Below are 24,450 nucleotides of genomic sequence, written 5' to 3'. Positions count from 1 at the left end.
TCGACCGGTCGCGAGTGGAACCGACGCGAAACAACCACGGACCTTTAGGCCCGGCACGCGAGGTACGAGCCATGGTTGATACGGAAACCTACACCGTCGAAGGACCGGACGGCGATTCCGACACCGTTGACCTGCCCGCCGGCCTCGTCGACATGATGGCCGAGCAGGGTGAGGAGCCGAGCCACGTCATCAGCGACGTCGTTCTGCAGGCGTTCGCCCAGCAGGCCCACGCCATCGCCCACCACTCGCAGGGCGAGACGCCCGCCGACGTCGAGGAGATCAACGCGAAGGCCGAGGAGCTGTTCGAGGAGCGCTTCGGCCGGAGCCTCCAGGACGCGATGGGTCACTCGCACTAGAACCACAACCTCTTTTGACGGGGGTTCGACGAACGAGCGCGCCGAAGGCGCGCGAGCGAGGAGGACCCCCGCAAAACCCGTTGGTGCTCTCAGAACGCACGCGTTCTGACTGCTGACGGGAAATCTTCGATTTCCCGTAATGCCAAAATACCGCGAGGGCGGTCACTTCGCTCCCTTCCTCGCGGTACACCCCTGATTCTACAGCACTCCTCTAAATCCACAAGCAACGGCACCCTCGAGCACGCCCGCGGCGACGCCGGCGGTTCAGCAGCGCCACCCGCGGTCGGTGTCGTTCAGCCGCTCGCAGCCGTCGTCCGTGACGACGATGAGGTCCTCGATCCGCACCCCGAACTCGTCGGGGAGGTACACCCCCGGTTCGACGCTGAAGACCATTCCCTCCTCCAGTTCGCGGTCGCTCCCGGCGACGATGTACGGCTCCTCGTGGACGTCCAGGCCGACGCCGTGGCCCGTCCGGTGAATGAACTGCTCGCCATAACCGGCGTCCTCGATGACCTCGCGTGCGGCGGCGTCGACGTCGCCGGCCGTGACGCCCGGTTCGACAGCCTCGACGCCCGCTCGTTGCGCCTCCCGGACGACGTCGTGGACCTCCCTGAACCGCTCGCCCGGGTCGGCCTCGTCGGCGCCGAACACGAGCGTCCGGGTCTGGTCCGAGGGGTAGCCGTCGACGCGTGTCCCGAAGTCCAGGACGACCGGGTCCCCGGCCTCGACGACCCGGTCGCCGTGGCTGTGGTGGGGCATCGCGCCGTTCGGCCCCGACCCGACGATGGTCTCGAAGGAGACGCCCGTCCCGCCATGGGCGGTCAGGCGGTCGGCGATGTACTCCGCGAGCTCCGCCTCCGTCGAGCCGACCACGTCGCCGTCCCGTTCCCGGAGGTCCCCGATCACCGCGTCCGCGACAGCGCCCGCCCGCCGCATCGCGTCGAGTTCGGCCCCGTCCTTGCGGACCCGGAGGTCGGCGAGCACCTCGGAGGCCAGGCCGAACTCGGCGTCCGGGAGCGCCGCACGGAGGTCGAGGGAGAACCGCGCGTGCATCGTGTCGTCGACGAGGATCCGACCGCCGTCGACGTCGAGGTCCGCGAGCACGTCCCGGACCGCGGCGCGCGGGTCCTCGTCGTCAGCCCAGGTCCGCACGTCCGGCACCCACGACTCCCGGCGCACCTGCTCGCCGTACAGTTCGGGCACGAGGAACGTCGCGTCGCCGTCGGCCGGAACGAACAGCAGCAGGTGCCGCTCGCCGGGATGTTCGTCGAACCCCGAGACGTACAGCAGGTTCGTGCTCGGGAAGAGTATCAGACAGTCGTCGCCGCGCTCACGGAGGCGAGCCTGCGCCTCGCGCGTCCGGCGCTCGTGGGGGTCGCTCATGGGCAGCGGTTCCCCGGCGGCGGGCAAGAACGTGGCGGGGTCATCGGCCTCCCGGGATTCGGGCTGCTCGTCGCGCGTCCAGTACTCGGTGTTCACCCCTCGCGTTCAGATTCCCCCGCTAGAACCGATTCGACCGACTCGCGGTCGGGAAGCGCAGCCATCGCCCCCTCCGCGGTCGTCGACGCGGCGCCGACGGCGTTGGCGAACCTGATCGCGTCCGCGAGCGCACGGCCCTCCGAGAGCGCGGTGATGGCGCCCGCGGTGAAGGCGTCCCCGGCGCCCGTGGTGTCGATCACGTCGACCGCGAAGCCGCCGTGGTCCGCCTCCCCCGTACCCCAGGGGGCATCTGCTGTCGCACGCCCGAGTGCCCCGTTCGGACCCAGCGTCAGGAGCGCCGTGTGCGGCCCGGCGTCGACGAGTCGTCGGGCGAGTTCCGAGGCGTCGCCGGCGAACCCGGCCGGCCTGAGGTCCTCGGCGGAGGCGACGACCACGTCGACCGCCGGGAGCACCCGGTCGAGCGTGTCGGCGTAGTCGAACTCGCGCCACAGACCCGGGCGGGCGTTCGGGTCGAACGAGACGGTCGCGTCCCCCGACACGCGGTCGAGCAGGTCGAGGACCGCGGACCGCGCGGGTTCGAACGCCAGTTCGACGCCGCCGACGTGGACCCACTCGGCCGACGCGAGGGCGTCGTCGACGGTACCCGGCCGGAGCTCGACGCTCGCCGTCCCGTCGAGGTAGAGGGAGAACGAACGTTCCCCGCCCGCGTCGCGTCCGACGACCGCCAGCCCCGTCGGCGCCTCCTCGTCCCGTTCCACGAGGTCGTCGGGGACGCCCTCGGCCGCGAGCGCGTCCGCGAGGAAGTCGCCGAAGCCGTCCCGCCCGAGCCGGGTCCAGAACCGGGGTGCGTCCCCCAGACGGGCCAGGCCGACCGCGACGTTCGCGGGCGCGCCGCCAGGTCGCCTGGTGTAGGTGGTCGCGTCCCCCACGCCTCCCGCTTCGCTCGGGTGGAGGTCCGCGATGCACTCGCCGACGACCAGCCGCACCGTCAGGCACCCCCGCGGACGGGCAGTCGGTTCCGCCGTTCGGCCGGCCGTTGCCACCGTGCGGCCGGTCCGTTCGGTAGGCTCGTCGTACGTCCGTCCCCGGCGGTCGATTCACGTCGAATGTCCATATCGCCCCTGCGCCGGCGCGGCACTTCGACCCACCGGACGCTTCTTGCCGGTCCGGCGGCTACCGGGGCGCATGACCGACTCCGACCCTGTACCCGCGGACGGCGGCTCCGCCGACGGCGCGCCGCAGGTGCTGGCGACCCACGTCCCCGCCGTCGCCGACGAGGCGGGCCTGACGGAGTCGGAGCTGCGCGCGCTCGTCGGGGAACTCAACGCCTCGGTGGCCGACTACCCGGGCGTCTCGGACCTCGTCTTCGAGTACCGGCGCGCGTTCTCGCACGACCCGCTGATCGAGCGGGCCGGGGGAACGTACTTCCTGCTGGTTCCGCCGCGCGTCTGGCCCGAATTCGGGACCGCGCTCGACGTCGACGACCGGTCGCTCGCGGCGCTCCGGGCGGTCCACGAGCGGGCGTTCTCCGCCGGCACGGAGTTCGAGGAGCACGGCGACTGGGTCCCGCTCGTGCTGGTCGGCTAGTCCGCGCCCCCTCGACTGCCGTTCTCCCCGACCCGTCGGCCGTCCGTGTACGAAGGGGTGCCGGCGCCGGCCCAGTCGGCCGGGGTCGACGTCCCCACGCGCTCCGCCTCCGCGGGGTCGGCCGCGCGGAGGCGCAACACGACCGTTCCTCCCGCTCCAGCGTCCGTGAACCGCAGTTCCCCGTCGACGCCGTCGAGCACCCAGCGGACGAGCCAGAGGCCGAGCCCGCTGGCGTGTTCGAGCTGCGTCTCCCGGCCCGATTCGATGGCGGTTCGCTCGGAGGCGGGGATGCCCGGCCCGTCGTCACGGACGGTGAGTTCGACCGTCCCCGCCTCCTCGCGGACGGCGACGGAGACGGTCGGGGTGTCCCCGTCGTTGTGGACGATGCCGTTCTCGACGACGTTCCACAGCGCGGTCGCGAGCAGGTCGTCGGCGTAGGCTGCGATGCCGTCCGGAACGTCGGTCGTCACCGTGGCGTTCGGGTACTGCTCGGCCGCGAGTTCGGCGACCGACTCGACGACCTCGTCGACGTACACCGGCCGGCCGCCGTGGTCGGCGTCCCGAAGGGTCCGGTCGACGCCGCGGACGCGCTCGCCGAGTTCGGCGAGACGGACGGCCGCGCGGCGGATGGTCGTCCCCTTGCTCGCGATCGGCTCCGGCTCCGACTCGGCCAGCGCGTCGGCGTACCCCATCACGACGTTGAGTTCGTTCCGGAGGTCGTGTCGGAGCACCCGCGTGAGCACGCGGAGGCGCTGGTCGTAGCGGTTCCGGGTCGTCGTGTCCCGCAGCGTGACGAGGAAGCCGCCGATGTTGGGGTCCTCGAACCCGTTGACGCCGACGCCTTCGAGGGTCCGCCAGCCGCCGTCGGCGTGGCGCGCCCGGAACGTGACGCGGACGGCCTCGCCGGGGCTGTCGAGCGACTCCGCGAACGACGCCGCGACGCCCCGCCTGTCGTCCGGGTGGATGTGGTCGGTGAGCGCGCTCCCGCCCACCCGTTCGGGGTCCTTGCCGAGCACGTGCTCCACGGCGGGGCTGACGTACTCGAGCACCCCGTCGGCGTCGGTGACGACGACGACGTCGTGGCTGTGCTCGACGTACGCCCGGTACCGGCGCTCGACCCGCGTCCGCTCGGTCACGTCGCGGAAGGAGACGACCGTCCCGCCGCCGGAGTGGGGGAGCGCCCGCCACTGGGGCTCGAGGAAGCGCTGTTCGCCCTCGACCGTCACGGTGACGGTGCGGGACTCGTGATCAGGGCACACCACCGGCACCCCGTCGGGGAGGAGTTCGGAGGCGTCCCGTCCGAGGTCGTCGTCGTCGAGGTCGAACGCCTCCCGGGCGGCCGGGTTCGCGTCGGTGAGCGACCCGCGGTCGTCCACGACGACGACGGCGTCCCGGAGCCCGTCGAACACCGCGTTCCGCGCCGTCGATAGCGAGCCGAACAGCCCGTATCGCCGCGTGGCGACGTGGACGCAGACCGCGGAGACGCCGAGCGCGATGGGGGTGTAGTCGTACGCGAGCGCGCCGTCGAAGTCGAGCAGCCAGACGCCCCAGGTGACGCCCGGAACCAGCGCGGCGACCGCCAGGAGCCCCGCCCGCGTGCGGGTCCCCGAGCGGCCGTTCCGCGCCTCCCGTGCGAGGAGCGCGACGCCTCCGATCGCCAGTCCGGCGGTGTAGAGCGCGTGGAGCCGGAGGCCCGTTCCCGGCAGCAGCACGGCGAGCGTCCCGCTCCCCGTCGCCGGGAACTGCCTGCCGGCCACGAACAGCTCCGACCCCGAGACGACGCCGAGCGCGGTAATCGTCGGCTCGATCGCGAGCAACGCGACCGCCCGCCGGCCGAGCCGCCGCCGGGTGCAGCACTCGCGGTACACCAGCGCGAACCAGCAGGTGACGAGCGGGGCGCCAACGGCGATGCCGATGACCGCCCATGTCTCCTGCTCGGGGAGCGTCGACGCCGTCAGCGCGAAGGCGTGGGCGAGCGCCCACAGCGTCGCCGCGACCGCGGAGCCCGTCGCGAGCGTCCGGACGTGGCCGGGGCTCCAGCGCGTCGCCCGGTGGACGACGGGGACGACGCTCATGCAGACTGCCGCCGCGAGGAGGGACGCGGCGGCGAGCCCCGTGACGATGTCGACACCCATTCCCTGTCTACGCTGACAGGAACTCGGTCAACGGAAAAGGCTACCTCCGCCGATATCGCGGTTGATACTGCCGGTTCAGAGGCCGAGTTCGCGACCGATGACGACGTGCTGGATCTCGCTCGTTCCCTCGCCGATCTCCATCAATTTCGCGTCGCGGTAGAACCGCTGGGGGGCGAAGTCGGTGGTGTAGCCGTAACCGCCGAGCACCTGCACGGCGTCCTCGGCGACCTCGCGGGCGGCCTCGCTCGCGTCGAGTTTCGCCAGCGCGGACTGCCGGGTGACCGGTTCGCCCCGGTCGTACAGCGTCGCCGACTTGTGAGTGAGCAGGCGGGCGCGCTCGGTCTTGCGGTGCATGTCGACCAGCTTGTCGCGGATGGCGTCGAACTTCGAGATGGGCCGGCCGAACTGCTCGCGCTCCCCCGCGTAGCCTTTCGCGGCCTCGTAGGCGCCCTGGGCGAGCCCAACCGAGAGCGCGGCGATGGACACGCGGCCGCCGTCGAGCGTCTTCATCGTCTGTTTCCAACCCTCGCCGGTCTCGCCGAGCAGGCGGTCCTCGGGGAGTCGAACGTCGTCGAACCGGATCTCGCAGGTCGGCGAGCAGTTCAGCCCCATCTTGTCCCACACGGTCGTCACCTCGAAGCCGTCGTCCGCCTCCGGGTCGACGATGAACGTCGAGATGCCGTCGTAGCCGGCGTCGGGGTCCGTGACGGCCTTCACGAGCACCGAGCCGGCGACGTTGGCGTTCGTGATGAACTGCTTCGTCCCGTTCAGCACCCACTCGTCGCCCTCCTTTTCGGCGCTGGTCTCCATGTTCGAGGCGTCCGAGCCGGAGCCGGGTTCGGTGAGCGCCCACGAGCCGAGGTACTCGCCCTCGGCGAGCGGGCGGAGCCAGCGTTCCTTCTGCTCGTCGGTGCCGAACAGTTCGATCGGCTTGGAGGCGAGCGAGACGTGCGCGGCGTACGAGAGGCCGATGCCGCCGGAGACGCGGCCGAGTTCCTCGGTGACCAGCGCGTACATGAGCTGGTCGCCGCCGAGCCCGCCGTACTCCTCGCCGATGGGGACGCCGAGCATGTCGAGGTCGGCGAGCTGGTCGAACACCTCCGCCGGGAAGCGGTGCTCGTCCTCGATCTCCTGGGCGATCGGGGCGATCTCCTCCTCGCAGAACTCCCGCACCTGGTCCCGCACCATGCGGTGTTCCGCGGGCAGGTCGAAATCCATAGGCAAGTGTTGCGAGCTACGGGTGATAAAGTGCGTGGAGTCGGGTCTGTTCGTGTGCTACTGTTCTCGTTCTATCTTCGACGCTACCTTCGGTTGCGTTACTGGCCACAGTTCGGTGATGCGTGGTCAGTCGGATATGAGACGTCAGACTACTAGATCCGAGCGTGATGAGAGCCACGCCCTCCCCAGCCGATTCGCTCACTGCGGCGCGCCACAAGGGCGCGCCGGTTCACTCATCCCTCGCGCGCGTCTGCTCGCCCTCCGGGCTCGCAGTCACGCGCGCCAACCGCAACTGGCCCACTTCAGACGGTACACGTTCAGAAGACGCTCACGTCTCCCGGTCGTCAGGAACTCCGCAGACCTTTATTGCCGTCCGGGGCGTTACCGAAATCGATGGAACTGCGCCGGTTCGTCCGGGGGAACGTCGGGTGGCCTCGCCTGGAGACGATCGCCCGCGAACTCGCCGAACGGTACGACTGCGAGGGAGCCCACGTTCGATTTCTCGACGCGGACAACTGGCTCTCCACGCCGTTCGTCCTCGACGACCGGTACTTCGTGAAGGTCATCTCGAAGCAGAACTCGCTCGTCCACGCGCTGTTCACCACCGGCCGGAACCTCGGCGCGTTCACCTCCGGCACGGAGGGGTTCTTCGAGCACTTCGGCACGCCCTACCAGATGGCCGAGCACGAACTCGAGGCGACCCGGCGGATGCGCGAGATCGGCCTGAACGCGCCCGAACCCGTCGAGGCGCTCGAGATCGACGGGCTCGGCGTGCTCGTGCTCGAGTACCTCCCCGAGTTCCGCCCCCTCGACGAACTCGATGTCGAGCGCGAGCGCGAACTCGCGCCCGAACTGTTCCGGACGCTCCACACGATGCACGATCACGGCCTGGCCCACGGCGACCTCCGGGCCGAGAACGTGCTCATCCTCGACGGCGACCTCTACCTCATCGACGCGACGAACATCCGCGGCACGGTGGGGGACGACGAGGACGCCGGGGAGGAGGAGGACCGTGGTGTGACCGGCCTGCTCGGGGGAGGCGACGAACCCGATCGGGGCGAGCCGACCGACGAGCCGACGACCATGGGCGACGCGGGCGAGGATGCGCGCCGGTACGACCTCGCCTGCGGGCTCGCGGCGCTGGAACCGCTCATCGGCGCGCCCGACGCGGTCGACGCCGCGCTCTCGGCCTACTCCCTCGAGGACCTGCTCGGCGCGCGCGAGTACCTGGACTTCGTCCGCGTTCGCCCGGACCACGACTTCGACGGGCCGGCGCTCAAGGGTGAGATCGAGAAGCGTGCCGACGGCGACGAGGACGTTCGAGCCTCCTGACAGTCCGAGACCGCGAAGAAGAACTACCGTCGTACCTGCGGCGCACCCGATGCTTCAGTCGGACTCGGTCACGTCGATGCTCACCGGCTCGTCCGGGTCAGCCGTCTCCTCCTCGCCCTCGACGCCGAGGTACTCCTCCAGCGTGTCCACGTTCCACTTGTTCGCCTTCCAGTACGCGTCGAACAGGGTCCCGAGGACCGGCACCGACCCGCCGACCACGTCGACGGTGACCGTCCCGAGCATCTTGACGAGCGTCGAGAGGGGGACGCCCAGGTAGGCGGCCTCGGCGATGATGTACAGCGAGATGCCTGCGGAGACCAGGTCCCCGCCGCCGGGCACGATGCCGAGGATCGGGTCGAGTCCGACCTTGTAGTCCGTCCCGGGGACGCGCACGGCCTCGTCCATCAGGCCCGCGACGGTGCGGACGCGTCGGAGGGCAGCCTCGTCAGCCTGTTCCAGCGCTTCGCGGGTTTTCTCGTCCATACTGGACCACGGTGCCCTGGAGGAAAAGGGCTGTCGGCAGGTAATCTTCCCCGACTCGTGGCGGCCACGTCACGGCCGATTCCCGCACCTATTTGAGTACCCTCGCGCAAGTTTTGCCCATGAGTCGAAGCTCCGACGAGGTCTACCAGCAGTACATCGGCGGCGAGTGGGTCGACGGCGCGGGCGAGGGGACGTTCGAGAGTATCAACCCGGCCACGGGCGAGGCGCTCGGCGAGTTCCACCGCGGCACCGAAGCCGACGTGGACGCCGCGCTCGTGGAAGCCGAGGACGCGTTCGAGACGTGGCGCGACCTGAGCCACATCCGGCGGGCGGAGTACCTCTGGGACATCTACCACGAACTGCGCGAGCGTCACGACGAACTCGGCCAGATCGTCACGAAGGAGTGCGGGAAGGAGATCTCCGAGGGGAAGGCGGACGTGACCGAGGCGTGGCACATGGTCGAGTGGGCTGCGGGTGACGCCCGCCACCCGAAAGGCGACGTCGTCCCCAGCGAGATTCCGAGCAAGGACGCGTACATGCGGCGCAAGCCGCGGGGAGTCGTCGGCTGTATCACGCCGTGGAACTTCCCCGTCGCCATCCCGTTCTGGCACATGGCCGTCTCGCTCGTCGAGGGCAACACGGTCGTCTGGAAGCCCGCAGAACAGACGCCGTGGTGCGGGCAGATCATCGCGGAGATGTTCGAGGAGGCTGGCATCCCCGACGGCGTGTTCAACATGGTGCAGGGGTTCGGCGACGCGGGTAACGCAATCGTCGAGGACGACCGCGTCGACACGGTACTGTTCACGGGCTCGGCGGAAGTCGGCCAGGAGATCGCCTCGAAGGTCGGCGGCGAACCCGGAAAACTCGCCGCGTGCGAGATGGGCGGCAAGAACGGCATCGTCATCACGGAAGAGGCGGACCTCGATACGGCGGTGCACTCGGCGGTGATGTCGAGTTTCAAGACGACGGGCCAGCGGTGTGTCTCCTCGGAGCGCTTGATCGTCCACGAGGACGTATACGACGAGTTCAAGAGCCGCTTCGTCGACATCGCCGCGGACGTGGCCGTGGGCGATCCCCTGGAGGAAGACACGTTCATGGGGCCGCTCATCGAGTCGGGCCACAAGGAGAAGGTCGCGAAGTACAACCAGCTCGCCGAGGACGAGGGCGTGAACGTGCTCGTGGACCGCACGGAACTGCCGGCCGAGGAGATCCCCGAGGGCCACGAGGACGGCCACTGGGTCGGGCCGTTCGTGTACGAGGCGGACGCCCACGAGAACCTCCGAAGTACGCACGAGGAAGTGTTCGGGCCGCACGTCGCGCTGCTCGAGTACAGCGGTGACATCGAGGAGGCCGTGGAGATCCACAACGACACGGACTACGGCCTCGCTGGCGCGATCATCTCGGAGGACTACCGCCAGATCAACTACTTCCGGGACAACGCCGAAGTCGGCCTCGCATACGGCAACCTGCCGTGCATCGGGGCGGAGGTGCAACTCCCGTTCGGGGGCGTGAAGAAGTCGGGCAATGGCTACCCGAGCGCGCGAGAGGTCATCGAGGCGGTGACCGAGCGGACGGCGTGGACGCTGAACAACAGCTACGACATCGAGATGGCCCAGGGGCTCTCCGCGGACATCAAAACCCGCGAGGAGTAGCGTAAGTCCGGGAACCACGACTAGAGCCGTGGACGGGACCGGAGTGCGAGAACGCCTCAGTGGTCCGACCCGTCGACGGGCCAGCGGTTTCGAAGTGGGTAACTCACGTCGAACCCCGTTCTGCTAATCCTCTCTACTACGTCCGGATAGCAATCGAACAGGAGCGCCTCGTTCTCGACGGCAGTTGCTCGTGAACCAGGTTCGACCACCGAGAGGGGACATTGGTCGGTCGGAACAGTACGAAACGCGAACGACGCCCACCGCCGCTCCCGTGGAGTGGATGGCGTGTCTCACGCAGTATCGGTGTCGCGGGGACGCCGGTGTGGCGGCCGAATGCGGGAGTGGGAGCGGGAGCAGCCGGACCGCCAGTCCCGCGGCGGATGGGCCGAAGGCCGTCGCCGCGGAACGCCCGCGTCCCCGCGCCGTCGGGAAAGGTCCCGACGTCCCGCGAGCCGAACCGAGTCGGACCCGGAGTGGGTACGATAGTGTCGAACGCGCTGGGGAACGCGCTCGACGGGACCGCCAGTCGTCGCCGACGGCGGCGTTGCGGCGGTCCGGTTCGCGGCGTTTCGTGAGCAGCCTGCGTACCACTTGACTCTACCGTCCCGGTTCTCGAAACTGATTCTCCACCGGCGTCGCCCTTTTCGTGGACGGGATCGACTATACACCCGTGCTCGAGAACCTGTTCGCCGACGCGGTGGCGCGGGACTGGGACGACTCCCCCGAGGGGACGCTCCGGATAGCCGTCGTCGGCTGCGGCGGGCACGCCCGGGCGGTGTCGCTCCCCGCCATCGCGACCGCGGACTACTGTGAACCGACCGTCATCGTCAGTGGGAGCGCGGAGAAGCGCGCCGAACTCGGGGAGACGTACATGGCGACCGCCCTCGACTACCACGAGTACACGGCGGGGCAGGCGGTCGACGAGTACGACGCCGTCTACGTCTCGACGCCGAACAGGCTCCACCTCCCACACGTCGAGACGGCGGCGCGGCTGGGGAAGGCCGTCATCTGCGAGAAGCCGCTGGAGGCTACCCTCGAACGCGCCGAGCGCCTGGTCGCTGCCTGCGAGAACGAGGGCGTCCCCCTGATGACCGCCTACCGGATGCAGGCCGCCCCGGTCGTTCGGCGCCTCCGCGAGTTCCTCCGGGGCGGCGGCATCGGCGAGCCCCAGCGGGCGTTCGGCGACTTCACCTACCCCGCGCTCGACGGCGAGCGCGGCCCCGACCAGTGGCGCCTCGACCCCGAACTCGCGGGCGCCGGCGCGCTGTTCGACCTCGGCATCTACCCGCTCAACACGGTGCGGTTCCTGTTCGACAGCGACCCGGTGGCCGCCTGGGGCGACACCCGTTCGACGGGCGAGGCGTTCGCCGAGGTGGACGAACACTCGGACTTCAGCGTCGACTTCGGCGAGTACGTCGGGAACTTCTCGGCGTCGTTCTCCGGGTACACCACGACGAGGCTGACGGTGCAGGGGACCCACGGGCGCGTCGTCGTCGACCCGGCGTTCGGATCCACCGAGGACCGGGACATCATGGTGGAGACGAAAGCCGGACGGGTACGACTCGTCGGCGTCGGCGCGAACGAGACCCGCGAGGAGTTCGACTACTTCGCGAACGCCGTCCTCACCGGCGGCGAGATCGAGTCGGACGGGGAGGACGGCCTCGTCGACATGCGGACGATGACGGCTGTTCTCGAATCGGCGGAGACTGGCTCACGCGTCGACGTTCGAAACTGAGCAGGAACGACGGTACTCCCGGCGCTCGCGAACGGTGACGGTACGGTGAAACGAAAGGCGAAGGTGGGAGTGGCGCGCGGAACTCGCGCCGCGATCCCCGGATTCGCGGCGCAGCCGTGTGCGGTCAGCACGGCGGTGTCGGCGCGGGTGGCGGTTTGTTGGTTTGCCGAGTCACGACGAGAAAAGCGTCGTTTCGTCGGCACACGTCCGTAGCGCGCTGTCACAGATAAACCCTCCGGGACGGCGAGCGGTGCCGTCGGCGGAAGGGCTATGCCGCCCGCCGCGAAGGCAGTGTCATGCCACGGCTGCGGGCCGACGCGCTCCTCGGTGGCGCCGACCGCCTCCTCGCCGAACCTCGACGGTACATCCGCACCGAACGGCTGGGCGACCCCGGCGAGGTCATCGACGAGGACCCGGACGGCCGTCTGATCGCCGTCGAACGGGTTCCGCTCGCACACCTCGACCTCCCGCCGGACGAGCGCGAGCGGCTCTGTGACGCGCTCGGCAACCGTCGCCGGGTCTTCGTCCACTACGTGGAGTAACGTGCCCCCTGGGGCGCCCGGTTCTCAGTAGTCCCGCCGGTCCCGAAGCGCGGGGAACTCCTCGCGCACGCGCTCGACCCGGCCGGGATCGATCTCTGCCGTGACGAGCGCGGGTTCGTCGTCGGTCGAGGCGATCGTCGTTCCCCACGGGTCGTACACCGTCGAGCGCCCGAGCAGTTCCGCGTCCTCGAACGCCCCCGCGCCGTTCACCGTCGCGACGTACGCCAGGTTCTCGACCGCCCGTGCCCGCGGGAGCGTCTCCCAGTGCTCGACCCGCGGGTACGGCCACGCGCTCGGCACGAGCACGAGCGTGGCGCCGGCGTCCGTCAGCGCGCGGAACTGCTCGGGGAAGCGCAGGTCGTAGCACGTGATGGCGCCGATGCCGAAGCCGAACATGTCCACGACGGGGAGCGCCTCGCCGGGCGTGAGCAGGCGGGTCTCGGCCGACTCGTAGCCGAACAGGTGGTGTTTCCGGTACACCGCGCGGCGCTCGCCGTCGGCGTCGAACAGGACCGCCGTGTTCGCCAGCCCCTCGGGTTCGGGGACGTCGACGCCAGCGTCGGCGGAGGCGGCGAGGTCCTCGACGATGCTGCCGGCGAGCAACGCCAGGCCGCGTTCTGCGGCCGCGTCGGAGAGCTCCGACAGCGTGGACCCCGTGATGGACTCGGCCGCGCGCGGATAGGCGTCGAACGAGAAGTAGCCGACGTTCCAGAGCTCCGGGAGCGCGAGGAGGTCCGCGTCCCGCGCCGTCGCCGCGTCGATGGCGGCGAGTGCGCGGTCCAGGTTCCCGTCGAGGTCGGTGGCCTCGACGCCCAGTTGCGCGAGCGCGAGCTTCACGCGACGCCCACCTCCGCGCGGAGGGCCGCCTCGAGGTTGTCGAGCTCCCGTTCGAAGTTCCGCTCGAAGAAGCGCTCGACGCCCGGGAGCTTCCCGTCGACGACGAACTCGTTGTCGAGGCGGGTCCCGCCGTCGACCGCCTCGACGGTGTGTTCGCCGGTAACCCGGAACGCGGCGGAGGTGCCGACGAACTTCACGTGTCTCGGCGGGTCGCGCTCGACCTCCCTCGTCTCGACGGCGATGGTCGACCGCATCATGGGGATCGGGAGGCGGACGTGCCAGGTCGCGTCGCCGGCGTCGTGGACCTCGTAGTCGTCGACGACGCTGATGGCGCCGGCGCGTTTCGCGGGATCGGCGATGAACGCCCAGATGTCCTCGGGCGGCGCGTCGAAGACGAACGCCCGGCGAACGCGCATGGTCATGAGTATCTCGGCTTTTGGGCGGCAGGCGAAAAAGTCGGTGGGTTCCGTCAACGGACGGGGGACTGCCGGGTCGGGGACGGGGAACGGCTCGGTCGGGTCGATGACGGACGACCTCGGAGCTGTGGGCGGGCGGTTCGAGCGGGAACTGGCAGGCGACTGGTCGGACGGGGAAGGGGTACGCGCGGGTGATGACGGGTGGTCGGACGTGCTTGCGGGGTCCGGATCAGGCCAGTTCGACGCGCCAGGTGGTCGAACGGGCGCGACCCCACTTCTCGATGTCCATCTCGTCGGACTTCTCCGCGAGGTGCGGGAGCCGCGAGCCGACCTGCTTGGACGACAGGCCGATCGCCTCCGCGATGTTCTTCGCGCGGAAGTACTCCTCACCCCGCGAGACGCTGTCTCGGAGGTACGCGAGAATCCGCTTCTCCTCGGATGTGTAGTCCGTCATCGCTGGTCTCGTCGCCCCGTACGGGACGAGCGTGCTTAACGCTTTACGGAGCGGTTACGGCGTCCGGTAGTCGTCGGGTTCCTAGGCGTCGTACAGGTGGACGGCGCTGACCGAGAGCGCCCCCGCGAGCATCGCGAGCGCGAAGCCCCAGGCCATCACCTGCTGGCTCCCCCCGGCGAGCATGAACCCGACGCCGACCGTCGCGACCGCACCGAACACGATGGCCAGCCCGGTTCCCATGTCGGAGGAGACGGATTCGGTTGCCATACCCGGGACTCCGCCGGTGTGCACTTAGTTCGCCCGATTGCGGCGGGGTCGAACGGCGCGCCCGATCCGCCGTCCCCGCCGGATTCCGTCGTCCCAGTCGGGGAACGCTCGGTTTAATTGGGGGGAGCGAGAGCCCCCGCCCATGAGCGACACGCGCGGACTCGTCTCGGCGCTCTCGATCGTCAAGGTCGTCGCCGTCGTCGCCGTCGTGCTGGTCGGCTCGGTAGGGGCCGCCTTCGCGCTCGGGCTCGTCGGCGCGCCGTCGGTCGTCGCCGTCGAGAATCGGTTCGGCGAGGTGACCGACGAGACGTCGACGATCCGGACGGACATGGTCGTCCGCAACCCCAACCCGATCGACGTCCGGCTCGGCGGGACGACAGTGGACTACGCCGTCAGGATGAACGACGTCCGGATGGCCGAGGGGACGAAGGAGGGAGTCGAGATCGGGGCGGGCAACAGCACGCTGACGTTCGAGACGGGGATGAACAACTCGAAGATCCCGGAGTGGTGGGTGAGCCACGTCTCGAACGACGAGCACACGGACCTCGAAGTGGACGCGAGCGTCCACTCCTCGCTCCTCGGGCGGACGTTCGGGGCACCCCAGGTGAGCCGCGACATCGACACGAACCTGATCGGCGCGTTCCGGACGAACGAGTCCCAGCCGATCGAGGCGGACGCCGCCGCGGTGACCAACCCCGTGATGATCCTCGAGCGGACGGACGCGTCGTGGGGGACCGTCGACGAGGAGACGACCGAGATCCGGATGACGCTGTTCCTCCACAACCCGAAGGCTTACCCGATCACCCTCTCGTCGCTCGGCTACAACATCACGATGAACGGCGTCGACGTCGGCGACGGCGAGGCGGGCCGCACGACGACGATTCCGCCCGGGGAGACGGTCCCCGTCGAGGCGACGACACGGATCGACACCCAGCGACTCGACGAGTGGTGGGTCTCGCACCTCGAGCGGAACCAGGTGACCGAGCTCCGGATGGAGCTGTTCCTGACGTTCGACCTCTCGGCGGCTGGGGCGGGCGAGCAGCGCGTGAAGCTCGACGAGTTCACCGAGACGATGGAGACCGACGTGTTCGGGACGAAGAACGAGAGCGACGGCGGATCGAGTGAGGGATCCGACGACGCGAGCGACCCGGACGGCGGGGACTCCGACGACGCCGGTACCGGGGACGGCGGCGCGACGGACGCTCCGGCCGGAACACCGACCGACGCGCCGGACGACGGGTCGACGTCGACCGGAACCGAATCGCAGACGGCGACCCCCGGCGGGACCACGACCACCGAGGACGACGGCCTGCTCTCGGACCGTCGGTCCGCGGTCGCCTCGTCGGGCGGTAACTGAGACCATCTTCTCCCGCCGCCGTTCTCCCGTGACCTCTTCGGAGCCGATCACGCACACCCCGCTATTTGCACCCGCCGACAGGGCTTTATCCTCCGCGGCATCAGGGCGTAGTATGTCTCGGAGTATCACCGCTCCTGATCGAGTTCTCGGACGGTAACGTAGCCGTAACCACCGATGGCGACGCGATCCTGGTCGACGTCGACGGGCGGACCTGCGAACTGAGCAGGGACGCCGCCGCCAACCTGCAGGACGCCATCGGCGACGCGCTGACGGAGCGCCGGGAGTTCTTCCGGACCGTCGGCGAGTACCGCACGGACGGCAGCTACGTCGTCTCCAGAAAGGCGGCCGACTCGGCGGGGAACGCGAAGGTGTTCTCCTCCTTCGACGAGCTGCGCCGGCTGTACGACCGCCTGCCGGCGGAGTTCTCCGCCGAGGAGGTTGGCCGGACCGGGATCACCGGGTCGCGCCGGCACATGCTGATCCGCCACTTCGCGGAGCACCCCGGCTTCGACTGTTCGATCGAACGCCGGAACCCGCTGACGGCGCGGAAGGAGAGCGAGGGGGACCGGTAACGGGCCCGGAGAAGCAGGGGACGGTAGCCGTCGACGCGACCGGTCCGTCGAACGATTCGGCTCCGTCGGCGTTCGGTCCCTCGACCGCGCCTCCTCGCGTCGCGATCGCCGTTCCGTCGACGCTCAGACGATGCTGACGTGTTCGTTCTCCTCGTTCAGCGAGAGGTTCGCCGCGACCTCCGCGATGCGCATCGCGTACTGTGCGGTCTCCTGCAGGCTCACCAGAACCTCGCGCACGCGGAGGAGCTTCTCGTTGTCCATCTCGGGGAGGTCGGTGAGGATGTCCTGCTCGCGGTCCTTCAGCTCGCGGAACAGGTAGCGCACCTCGATGGTGAGCGAGTAGTCGCGCTGGACGACGGACTCCACGGCCATCGCGGTGATGTCGTCCACCTGGTCGGTGACCTCGCGGATCTTCCGCATCGTGGCGGAGTCGACGTCGAGCGTGTGGTCCTCCGCCTCCATGACGATCTCCGCGATGTCCTCGGCGTTGTCCGCGATGAGTTCGAGGTTCTTCGCCACCGAGCGGTAGCCGATGAGCGGGAAGCCCGAGTCGAGCCCCACCGCGCGGGCGAGGTTCGGGTTCTGGTAGGCCGTGAAGATGAGCCTGAGCAGCAGGACGAAGATCTTGTTCGCCTGTCGCTCCCGGTTGAGCGCCCGCTGGGCGAGGTCGGGGTTGCCGTGCGCGAGCGCCTTCACGGCCTCGCCGCGCATCGTCGAGCCGGTGTTCTCCAGCCGCTGGAGGAGGTTGTCGAGCGTGAAGTCCTCTGGGTCGACCGAACAGCGGATGGCGATGTTCTCGGGCGTCTCCTCGATGACGCCGAGGCCCATGAGCTGGGTCTCGGCCTTGTAGACCGCGTTGATGTGGTCGGAGTCGAGCGCGCCCTCCTTCGTGGTGATGTTGATGACGCGGCGGCCGAGCACGTACTGTGCGAGGATGGCCCGTTCGAGCGCGTCCGCGTCGAGGTTGTCCGCGTGGAGCGTCGCCTCGGCGTCCTCGGTGCTCGCGGACTCCGGGAGCACGGTGAGCGTCCCCTTGCCGCCCATCCGGAGCGACACCTCGTCGCCCTTCTCCACGTTGTGCTCCTTGGCCCACTCGGCCGGCAGCGTCATCGCCAGCGTGGAGGGGCCCAATCGCTGGACCTTACGGGTTTCCATGTCGAGGGGATACCCCTTGGTCGACCTTAACCTTGTTCCTATGTTCATTATACGCTCGAGCCGAACCTCTAGTGACAACTCCACCCACGAAGCCCCACCTTGAGCCCGAACCACGCTGTGAGCTCGACCCGAACGCTCCCGCCCCCACCTCCGGGTTCAGACGATCTTCATCATCCGCCGCTCGAATTTGCCGACGCGCACCTTCACCCAGCCGCGGAGCGACTCGTCGAGTTCGGGGTCGTCGGTGTCGACGCGGAGGACGCGCAGGTCGTCGAGCTTGTCCCGCGAGGCGACGATCTCGACCTCGCACTCGCGGATCACGGTGGGCGAGAGCTGGGGGTTGCCGCGGCCGAACACGAACCCCTGTCCGCCGATCGGGGTGACCACGATGACGTTGTCCTCGCCGAGCGACGAGAGGATCTCCGACTCGCTTGCGTCCGCCACCAGCACTTCCCCGTCCCGGTACACGTCGACGCCGATGGGCGAGCCCTCGAAGCCGAGCTCCTCCTTGACGGCGCCGACCGTCGAGCCCGGACCGAGCACCCAGGTCCGGTCGGGGCTCGCGCGGACGTCGTCCGCGACACCCTCGGCGAGAGCGTCGACGGTGCCGCCGCCGAGCTGCTTCGAGGACTGGAGCCGGTCGGCGACGGGGACGAACGCGACCGCCCGGAGTTCGGGGTTCACCTCGCCCTCGCGGTAGTCGTCCTCGTCGATGTCCATCACCTCGCGGCGTTCGGCCCGCTCGAAGGTGGCGGCGACGTACGCGGCGTCCTCCGGCGAGACGGCGAAGACGGAGGAGTACACCTTCACGCCCGCTGGGACGCCGAGCATCGGCGTCCGACTCCCCTCGAGCGCCTCGGCGACGTCCGCGGCGGTGCCATCGCCGCCGACGAAAAGCACCAGATCCGCGTCGGCATTCTGGAACGCCTCGACGGCTGCCCGGGTGTCGGCTGGTCCCGTCTCCTCGCCGTCCGGCGCGCCGAGGACCTCCGGGTCGAACCCCGCCTCGCGGGCCTCCGTCGCGCCCATCGGCTCCCCCCACGCGAGCAGGTCGACGTCGGGGGCGCGTTCGCGGAGGGCCGTCAGGGCGCGGCGAGCGCGCTCCGGGGCGCGGGGCTCGGCGCCGCGGGCACGCGCCTCGGCGACCTTCCCGTCGGTCCCCTTCAGGCCGACCCGGCCGCCCATGCCCGCGATGGGGTTACAGAGGAACCCGATTCGCATGGCTGGGCGTGGGTGCGGACCGCGGAAAAACGGCGCGGTCGGAGGTGCGGTCGGTCGAATCGAAACGCGGCGACGACGGACGACCGGTCGTCTACAGACTGTACGGCCACGGCACGGACGAGAGGGCGAGGAACGCGAGCGCGCCGCCGGCGATGACCGTGTTCTTGATGAACTGGTTCATCTCGTCCTGCTGCTGCTCCTCGGGGGCGGCCCAGAAGTCGTGGAACACGACGGCCGAGACGATCATGAACAGCGCGATGGCGCCGGCCGCCCACGGGACGAGCACGCCCAGCGTGATACCGAGGCCGCCGAAGATCAGCATGCCGCCCGAGAACAGGACGCCGAGTCGGGGCGCCGGGAGCCCCTTCGCGTCGGCGTAGCCCGTCATCGCGTCGGTGTTCCGGAAGTGGTTCAGGCCCGTGTACACGAGCACGACGCCGAACAGCAGGCGACCGAGGAGGAAGACCTCGGCGGCGCCCGCGCTGTCGAACACGCTCTCCGCCTGCAGGACGATGGTGGGATCCATTGCATCCGTCCCTAGTTGCCGGCCACTCTTATCTATTTGCTGACAACCCGGTCACCGGGTTACGTCCGTGTCACTACCCCGCTGAACGGGTATCGACTGGAGAGAACCGACTGGCTCGCCGACGAGCGGAAATTCCCGACAATACGTTTATACTATCTCGGGCGCCGATCGGGCGGTCCGAGCAGTCACGTCTCGGCTCTTTCACCCCACGAGTGATGGCCCGCCCCTGGGTGGAACCCTTATACGAATCCGCCGTCAACCCCGGACCAACCCGATGTCTCTCCGGGACGTGATCGACGACGTGGAGGGCCGGGAGAAACGGCTCACGCTGTACGACCCGCCGACGGAGTCCATTCGGACCGAACTCGAGGAGTACTTCGCCTCCCAGCAGGTGCGCATCGAGGTCGCCACCACCGACAGCAACCGCTCCGGATACGCCGTTCTCACTGCCGGGGACGACGGCAGGGTGCTCGCCGCCGTCGATCTCCGTCGCCTTCGGGGGCTGAGGGTGGGCCGGCCGGACGACGGGCACCCGTTCGCGCCCATCTTCGAACACCTGGCGGACACGACGTTCACCTCCTTCGACGTGGGACAGCTGCTCGCAGCCTCCAGGGAGATGGAGGACCGGGCCTGGCGACACGGCGTGGGCGAACTCCACGCCGGCTTCCAGAACGCGGGGGCCCTCCGTGACCAGACCGAGGTGTACGAGGGCCTGGCGACGAGGGACCTCGACGTCCACGTGTACTGCGCGCCGGAGCCGTCGGTACCCCCTCTCGAGGGCGTCACCGTCCACCAGGAAGGGACGGCGGAGATCCGCGAGTCGTGGTTCGTCGTCTACGACGGCGGGGGCGCCCCCGACTCCGCCTGCGCGCTGCTCGCTCAGGAACGGGACCCCCCGGACGAACGACGCTTCTACGGCGTCTGGACGTACGACCCCGGGACGGTGCGGTCGGTGCTCGACCACCTCACGGAGCGGTACGGGTCGGAACCTGGATAGCCCAATTCGCTGACTGAACGGCCATTCAGTTTCCGCTGGTTTGGGACGACTTAAGAAACGGGGGCGACAAGCGCAGGTATCGAACCTATGTCACGTCGATTCCTCGTACTTTCTCTCGTCGTCATGCTCGTGACGGTCCCGATCGCCGCGAGCGCGGTCGACGCGCGATTCGAGACGAGCGTCCCCGAGCCCACCCTCCAGCCGGGGACGACGCAGGAACTCACGTTCCAGTTGACCAACGACGCGGAGGACCCCGACGACCGCGCCGACACCGCCGGCGACGTGGAGGTGACGGTCCGCGGCGGCGACACACCCATCTCAGTGCGGTCCGGGCCGCGCTCGCTCGGGACGATGCAGGACGGCGCCCCGCAGTCGGTGACCGTCACCGTGAACGTGCCGGCCAACATCTCGGCCGGGACCTACGACCTCCCCGTGACCGTCGACTACGTCGACGATACGGACGACCGGGAGACGACGACCGTCACGGTCCCGGTCCGCATCGAGGAACGCGCGCGGTTCGTCGTCGAGGACGTGGACGCGAACGTCCCGGTCGACGGCAGCGGCACCGTCACCGTGGACGTCACGAACGCGGGCGAGGAGACGGCCTCGAACGCCGTCCTGACGTTCGAGTCGGCGAACGCCGACGTGACGTTCTCGGAGTCAGCGAGCACCCGGCGGTTCGTCGGCGAGTGGGAGCCGAACGAGACGAAGTCCGTCGAGGTCGACGCCACGGTCGCCGATTCGGCCGAGACGCGCGAGTACGCCGTCGACATGACGGCCCAGTACGACGACGTGGACGGCATCGCGACGAGTTCGCGGACGCACTCGTTCGGCCTCACGCCGCTGTCCGAGCAGACGTTCGACGTCGAGGACGTCGAGAGTTCGCTCCGCGTCGGCGACGACGGCACGCTCTCCGGGACCGTGACGAACACGGGCGAGCGGACCGCCCGCAACGTCGTCGTGCTGCTCGAGACGTCGAACCCGAACCTCTCGCCCCTCGAGACGGAGGTCGCCGTCGGCTCGCTCGAGGCGGGCGGGTCGGCCGAGTTCGACTTCGACGTCGAGGTTGCCGACGCCGCCGAGGCGGGCACACGCCAGTTCGGGCTCTCGATGCAGTACCGCGACGACGAGGGCACACAGCGGACGACTGACACGACCGACGTCCGCGTCGACGTCGCGGAGAAGCGCGACGAGTTCGTCGTCGACCCGGTCGACGCCGAGTTCGCTCCGGGATCCGGCGGCGAACTCCGGATCGAACTGACGAACAACCGCGACACCGCCGTCACCGACGTCTCGGCGAAGCTGTTCGCCGACGCGCCGCTGTCCTCCGCCGACGACGAGGCGTTCGTGTCCGAACTGGGGCCGGGTGAGACGAGAACGATCACGTTCGACCTGAGCGTTGGAGGGTCCGCTCTCGAGAAGACGTACCCGCTGAGCATGGACTTCCAGTACGTCACGGCCGACGGTGACACCCGCATCTCCGACGCGTACAAGGTTCCGGTTACCGTCAACGACACCGACAGCGGCGGGCTCCCGCTGCCGGTTCTCGGCGGCGTCGCGCTCCTGCTCGTCCTGCTCGGCGCCGGCACGTACTACTACCGGCGATAACCGATGGTCGAGTTCGACCACGAGCGCCTCGTCGAGCGTGCGAGCGACCTGATCACCGACCGGCCCGGCCGGGTCGTGCTCGCGTTCCTGCTCGTAACTGCCGTGTTCGCCGTCGGTCTCAGTAACGTGTCGACGGAGGCCGGTACCTCGCAGTTCGCCTCCGGGATCCCGGCGGAGGAGGCGCTTTCGGACGTCCAGCGCGAGTTCGGCCCGTCGTTCGAGGCCGACACGGGGAGCACGCAGCTCATCCAGCGGAACCGGAACGTGCTCTCGAAGCAGGCGATGCTCCGGATGTTGCGGACGCAGGACCGGCTCGAGGAGCGCGAGGACCTGCGGGTGGCGAGCACCTCCAGCGCGGCGGCCGTCGTCGCCCGGACCATCGACCCGTCCGCGCGCACGACCGAGGCGCAGATCCGCGCCCTCGAGCGGTCCACCCCCTCCGAGGTCCGAGAGGCCGTCCGGTCGAACGCCGACAACCCGGCGTTCACGGGCTCGGTGTCGTCGGACTTCAACCGGAAGTCCGCGAGCGCCTCGGCGACCATCGGCGTCGTCACGCACGAACTCCCCGACGGCCTCTCGTCCGGCTCCGCCGCCGGTCAGGGCGGGACGAGCCCGCTGACGCCCATCCAGCAGCGCGTCGAACGAGTCGTCGCGAGCGATACAGGCGACATCACCGTGTTCGGGTCGGGCATCCTCGCCGACGAGTTCTCGAAGGTCATCGTCGACTCGCTGCTCATCGTCACCCCGGCTGCGGTGGTGTTCATCGTCTTCTTCCTCGTCGTCGCCTACCGAGACCTGCTCGACCTGCTGCTCGGGACGGCGACGCTCCTGATGGCCATCGTCTGGACGTTCGGGTTCCTCGGGCTGGCGGGCATCCCGTTCAACCAGATGATGATCGCGGTGCCGCCGCTGCTGCTCGCGGTCGGCATCGACTTCGGCATCCACGTGGTGAACCGGTACCGGGAGGACCTCGACGCCCTGGGCGTCGATGGCGCGATGGAGGCGACGACCCGACAGCTGCTCGTCGCGTTCTTCATCGTCACCGGGACGACCGTCATCGGCTTCCTCTCGAACCTCGTCTCCGACCTCGAACCGATCAAGGACTTCGGCGTGGTCGCGGCGGTCGGCATCGTCTTCACGTTCCTGCTGTTCGGGGTGTTCCTCCCGGCCGCGAAGGTGTGGATCGACCGCCGACGCGACCGGATTCCGATCCCGACGTTCAGTCAGAAGCCGCTCGGGGCCGAGGGCAGCCGGCTCAGCCGGGTCCTCTCGGGCGGCGTCTCCATCGCCCGGGCCGCCCCGACCGTTTTCCTGGCAGTCGTGCTCGTCAGTTCGCTGGCCGCGGGCGCCTACGCGACCGGCGTGGACACGTCCTTCTCGCAGGAGGACTTCCTCCCGCCCGAGGAGACGCCGGCGTACCTCGAATCGCTCCCCGAGCCGTTCGCCCCGGCGGACTACTCGGTGGTGGCGACGCTGAACTTCCTGGACGACAACTTCGAGAGCACGAACGACGGGCAGGTGACGGTGTACGTGGAGGGACGGATGCAACGGGACACCGCGCTGGAGGAACTCCACCGGATGGGTGAGTCCCCACCGGACTCGATCGTGAGCGAGGGCCGACAGGCGGAGTCGACGAGCATCGTCACCGTCGTCCGGTCGCACGCCGAGGAGGACGAGGAGTTCCGGCAGCTCGTCGCCCGTAACGACGCGGACGGCAACGGTATCCCCGACGACAACCTCGGCCAGGTGTACGACGCGCTCCTCTCCTCGCCCGCCGGCGCCCAGGCCGCCCAGTACCTCTCGGACGACCGCCGGTCCGCGCGCGTCGTCTACACGACGAAGGCGAGCGCCTCCCAGGGCGAGATCACCGACGACGCCCGAGCGATGGCCGACCGCCACCGCGACGACGCGACGGCGACTGGGAACACCGTGGTCTTCAAGGCGGTCTCGGACCTCATCTTCCAGTCTGCCGTCCAGAGCCTGGCGATCGCGCTCGGGTTGACCGTCGTCTTCCTGCTCGTGGTCTACCGGATCCTCGAGGGGTACGCGTCGCTGGGGCTGGCGAACACCGTCCCCATCCTCGTCGCCGTCGCCGGCGTGGCGGCGACGATGCGTCTCGCGGGCATCTCGTTCAACGCCTTCACCGCGACCATCCTCGCGCTCACGATCGGGCTCGGCATCGACTACTCGGTCCACGTGACCCACCGGTTCGTCGACGAGCGACGGGAACACGGACTGTTCGTGTCGCTCGACCGGACCGTACGCGGCACCGGCGGCGCGCTCGCGGGGAGCATGCTCACCACGACGACGGGCATCGGCGTGCTCGTGCTCGCAATCCTGACCGTGCTCGGCCAGTTCGGTGTGCTCACCGCGCTGTCGATCCTCTACTCGTTCCTCGCGTCGCTGTTCGTGCTCCCGTCGGCGCTCGTCGTCTGGGACCGCACACTCGGATTCGATCCGGATCGGCCGCTACCGGAGTCGAAACCGTCGCCCGACGACGGGACCGAGGAGCGGGCGAAGTCGGGCGACGTCGCGGCGACGGACTGATAGCTCCCACCGG

General features: G+C 69.5%; 23 protein-coding genes. 11 read left to right on the top strand and 12 right to left on the bottom strand.

The features are described 5' to 3' along the window. Positions 1–71: 71 nt before the first annotated feature. Positions 72–356, top strand: coding sequence for a DUF7545 family protein (locus HUG10_RS08110; protein ID WP_179169092.1), 285 nt, complete (start codon positions 72–74; stop codon positions 354–356). 264 nt (positions 357–620) lie between these two features. On the opposite strand, the gene HUG10_RS08105 is transcribed toward HUG10_RS08110, so the two are convergent. Both HUG10_RS08105 and HUG10_RS08100 read right to left on the bottom strand, forming a co-directional pair. Further along, positions 621–1,739, bottom strand: coding sequence for a M24 family metallopeptidase (locus HUG10_RS08105; RefSeq protein WP_179169091.1), 1,119 nt, complete (start codon positions 1,737–1,739; stop codon positions 621–623). 92 nt (positions 1,740–1,831) lie between these two features. Next, the gene (locus tag HUG10_RS08100) at positions 1,832–2,782 is read right to left on the bottom strand and encodes a carbohydrate kinase family protein (RefSeq protein WP_179169090.1); all 951 of its coding nucleotides are present in this window, start codon (positions 2,780–2,782) and stop codon (positions 1,832–1,834) included. Positions 2,783–2,981: 199 nt separating this feature from the next. Between HUG10_RS08100 and HUG10_RS08095 the strand changes: the two genes are divergently transcribed. Beyond that, the gene (locus HUG10_RS08095; protein ID WP_179169089.1) at positions 2,982–3,383 is read left to right on the top strand and encodes a hypothetical protein; all 402 of its coding nucleotides are present in this window, start codon (positions 2,982–2,984) and stop codon (positions 3,381–3,383) included. Here the strand turns inward: HUG10_RS08095 and HUG10_RS08090 are convergent. Together HUG10_RS08090 and HUG10_RS08085 are read right to left on the bottom strand one after the other, a co-directional pair. Next, positions 3,380–5,518 carry a histidine kinase N-terminal 7TM domain-containing protein gene (locus HUG10_RS08090; RefSeq protein WP_179169088.1) on the bottom strand — a complete coding sequence of 713 codons (2,139 nt, stop codon included), beginning with the start codon at positions 5,516–5,518 and terminating at the stop codon, positions 3,380–3,382. The genes HUG10_RS08095 and HUG10_RS08090 overlap by 4 nt on opposite strands. Before the next feature lie 75 nt (positions 5,519–5,593). Then, positions 5,594–6,736: an acyl-CoA dehydrogenase family protein gene (locus HUG10_RS08085; protein WP_179169087.1), complete on the bottom strand. Its 1,143-nt coding sequence runs from the start codon at positions 6,734–6,736 to the stop codon at positions 5,594–5,596. Between the two features lie 393 nt (positions 6,737–7,129). Here HUG10_RS08085 and HUG10_RS21760 point away from each other — a divergent pair, with 393 nt between their 5' ends. Then, a complete protein-coding gene (locus HUG10_RS21760; RefSeq protein WP_246310239.1) occupies positions 7,130–8,068 on the top strand; it encodes an RIO1 family regulatory kinase/ATPase domain-containing protein in 939 nt (312 codons plus the stop codon). A 54-nt stretch (positions 8,069–8,122) separates the two neighbouring features. Here HUG10_RS21760 and HUG10_RS08075 read toward each other — a convergent pair whose 3' ends face one another. Next, positions 8,123–8,551 carry a DUF4112 domain-containing protein gene (locus HUG10_RS08075; protein WP_179169086.1) on the bottom strand — a complete coding sequence of 143 codons (429 nt, stop codon included), beginning with the start codon at positions 8,549–8,551 and terminating at the stop codon, positions 8,123–8,125. Between the two features lie 119 nt (positions 8,552–8,670). On the opposite strand from HUG10_RS08075, the gene HUG10_RS08070 reads away from it, so the two are divergent. The 3 genes from HUG10_RS08070 (at position 8,671) to HUG10_RS08060 (ending at position 12,480) form a co-directional block, all read left to right on the top strand. Beyond that, a complete protein-coding gene (locus HUG10_RS08070; protein ID WP_179169085.1) occupies positions 8,671–10,203 on the top strand; it encodes an aldehyde dehydrogenase family protein in 1,533 nt (510 codons plus the stop codon). A gap of 670 nt (positions 10,204–10,873) precedes the next feature. Continuing rightward, a complete protein-coding gene (gene gfo6 / locus HUG10_RS08065; RefSeq protein WP_179169084.1) occupies positions 10,874–11,938 on the top strand; it encodes a D-xylose 1-dehydrogenase Gfo6 in 1,065 nt (354 codons plus the stop codon). A gap of 296 nt (positions 11,939–12,234) precedes the next feature. Beyond that, entirely contained in the window at positions 12,235–12,480 is a 246-nt protein-coding gene (locus HUG10_RS08060; protein WP_179169083.1) for a hypothetical protein, read from the top strand. Positions 12,481–12,504: 24 nt separating this feature from the next. Here HUG10_RS08060 and HUG10_RS08055 read toward each other — a convergent pair whose 3' ends face one another. The 4 genes from HUG10_RS08055 to HUG10_RS08040 all read right to left on the bottom strand — a co-directional run bounded on the left by HUG10_RS08055 (position 12,505) and on the right by HUG10_RS08040 (position 14,454). Continuing rightward, positions 12,505–13,317: a nitrilase-related carbon-nitrogen hydrolase gene (locus tag HUG10_RS08055; protein WP_179169082.1), complete on the bottom strand. Its 813-nt coding sequence runs from the start codon at positions 13,315–13,317 to the stop codon at positions 12,505–12,507. After that, positions 13,314–13,739 carry a CoxG family protein gene (locus HUG10_RS08050; RefSeq protein WP_179169081.1) on the bottom strand — a complete coding sequence of 142 codons (426 nt, stop codon included), beginning with the start codon at positions 13,737–13,739 and terminating at the stop codon, positions 13,314–13,316. Before HUG10_RS08050 ends, HUG10_RS08055 begins: the two co-directional genes overlap by 4 nt. A 223-nt stretch (positions 13,740–13,962) precedes the next feature. Then, entirely contained in the window at positions 13,963–14,187 is a 225-nt protein-coding gene (locus HUG10_RS08045) for a DUF7123 family protein (protein WP_179169080.1), read from the bottom strand. Positions 14,188–14,268: 81 nt separating this feature from the next. Beyond that, positions 14,269–14,454 carry a DUF7525 family protein gene (locus tag HUG10_RS08040; protein WP_179169079.1) on the bottom strand — a complete coding sequence of 62 codons (186 nt, stop codon included), beginning with the start codon at positions 14,452–14,454 and terminating at the stop codon, positions 14,269–14,271. Positions 14,455–14,596: 142 nt separating this feature from the next. Between HUG10_RS08040 and HUG10_RS08035 the strand changes: the two genes are divergently transcribed. Both HUG10_RS08035 and HUG10_RS08030 read left to right on the top strand, forming a co-directional pair. Beyond that, a complete protein-coding gene (locus tag HUG10_RS08035; RefSeq protein ID WP_179169078.1) occupies positions 14,597–15,811 on the top strand; it encodes an LEA type 2 family protein in 1,215 nt (404 codons plus the stop codon). 218 nt (positions 15,812–16,029) lie between these two features. Then, positions 16,030–16,383 (top strand): DUF7528 family protein, encoded by a 354-nt coding sequence (locus HUG10_RS08030; protein WP_179171026.1) that lies wholly within the window; start codon positions 16,030–16,032, stop codon positions 16,381–16,383. A 123-nt stretch (positions 16,384–16,506) separates the two neighbouring features. On the opposite strand, the gene HUG10_RS08025 is transcribed toward HUG10_RS08030, so the two are convergent. From HUG10_RS08025 to HUG10_RS08015, 3 genes are all read right to left on the bottom strand, one after another. Next, the gene (locus HUG10_RS08025) at positions 16,507–17,538 is read right to left on the bottom strand and encodes a phosphate signaling complex PhoU family protein (RefSeq protein ID WP_179169077.1); all 1,032 of its coding nucleotides are present in this window, start codon (positions 17,536–17,538) and stop codon (positions 16,507–16,509) included. A 156-nt stretch (positions 17,539–17,694) separates the two neighbouring features. Beyond that, positions 17,695–18,759 carry an ATP-NAD kinase family protein gene (locus tag HUG10_RS08020; protein ID WP_179169076.1) on the bottom strand — a complete coding sequence of 355 codons (1,065 nt, stop codon included), beginning with the start codon at positions 18,757–18,759 and terminating at the stop codon, positions 17,695–17,697. 91 nt (positions 18,760–18,850) lie between these two features. Then, positions 18,851–19,285, bottom strand: a complete 435-nt coding sequence (locus HUG10_RS08015; RefSeq protein WP_179169075.1) for a DoxX family protein — start codon at positions 19,283–19,285, stop codon at positions 18,851–18,853. A 274-nt stretch (positions 19,286–19,559) separates the two neighbouring features. Between HUG10_RS08015 and HUG10_RS08010 the strand changes: the two genes are divergently transcribed. The 3 genes from HUG10_RS08010 to HUG10_RS08000 all read left to right on the top strand — a co-directional run bounded on the left by HUG10_RS08010 (position 19,560) and on the right by HUG10_RS08000 (position 24,437). Next, positions 19,560–20,282: a DICT sensory domain-containing protein gene (locus HUG10_RS08010; RefSeq protein ID WP_179169074.1), complete on the top strand. Its 723-nt coding sequence runs from the start codon at positions 19,560–19,562 to the stop codon at positions 20,280–20,282. Positions 20,283–20,369: 87 nt separating this feature from the next. Further along, positions 20,370–21,890, top strand: coding sequence for a COG1361 S-layer family protein (locus HUG10_RS08005; protein ID WP_179169073.1), 1,521 nt, complete (start codon positions 20,370–20,372; stop codon positions 21,888–21,890). Positions 21,891–21,893: 3 nt separating this feature from the next. Beyond that, on the top strand, positions 21,894–24,437 hold the full coding sequence (locus HUG10_RS08000) for an efflux RND transporter permease subunit (protein WP_179169072.1): 2,544 nt from the start codon (positions 21,894–21,896) through the stop codon (positions 24,435–24,437). Positions 24,438–24,450 lie beyond the last annotated feature (13 nt).

This window comes from Halorarum halophilum, from assembly GCF_013401515.1.
Taxonomy (GTDB): Archaea; Halobacteriota; Halobacteria; order Halobacteriales; family Haloferacaceae; genus Halorarum; species Halorarum halophilum.
Note: the sequence above shows the minus strand (reverse complement) of the source record. Positions and strands in the feature narration are given on the sequence as shown.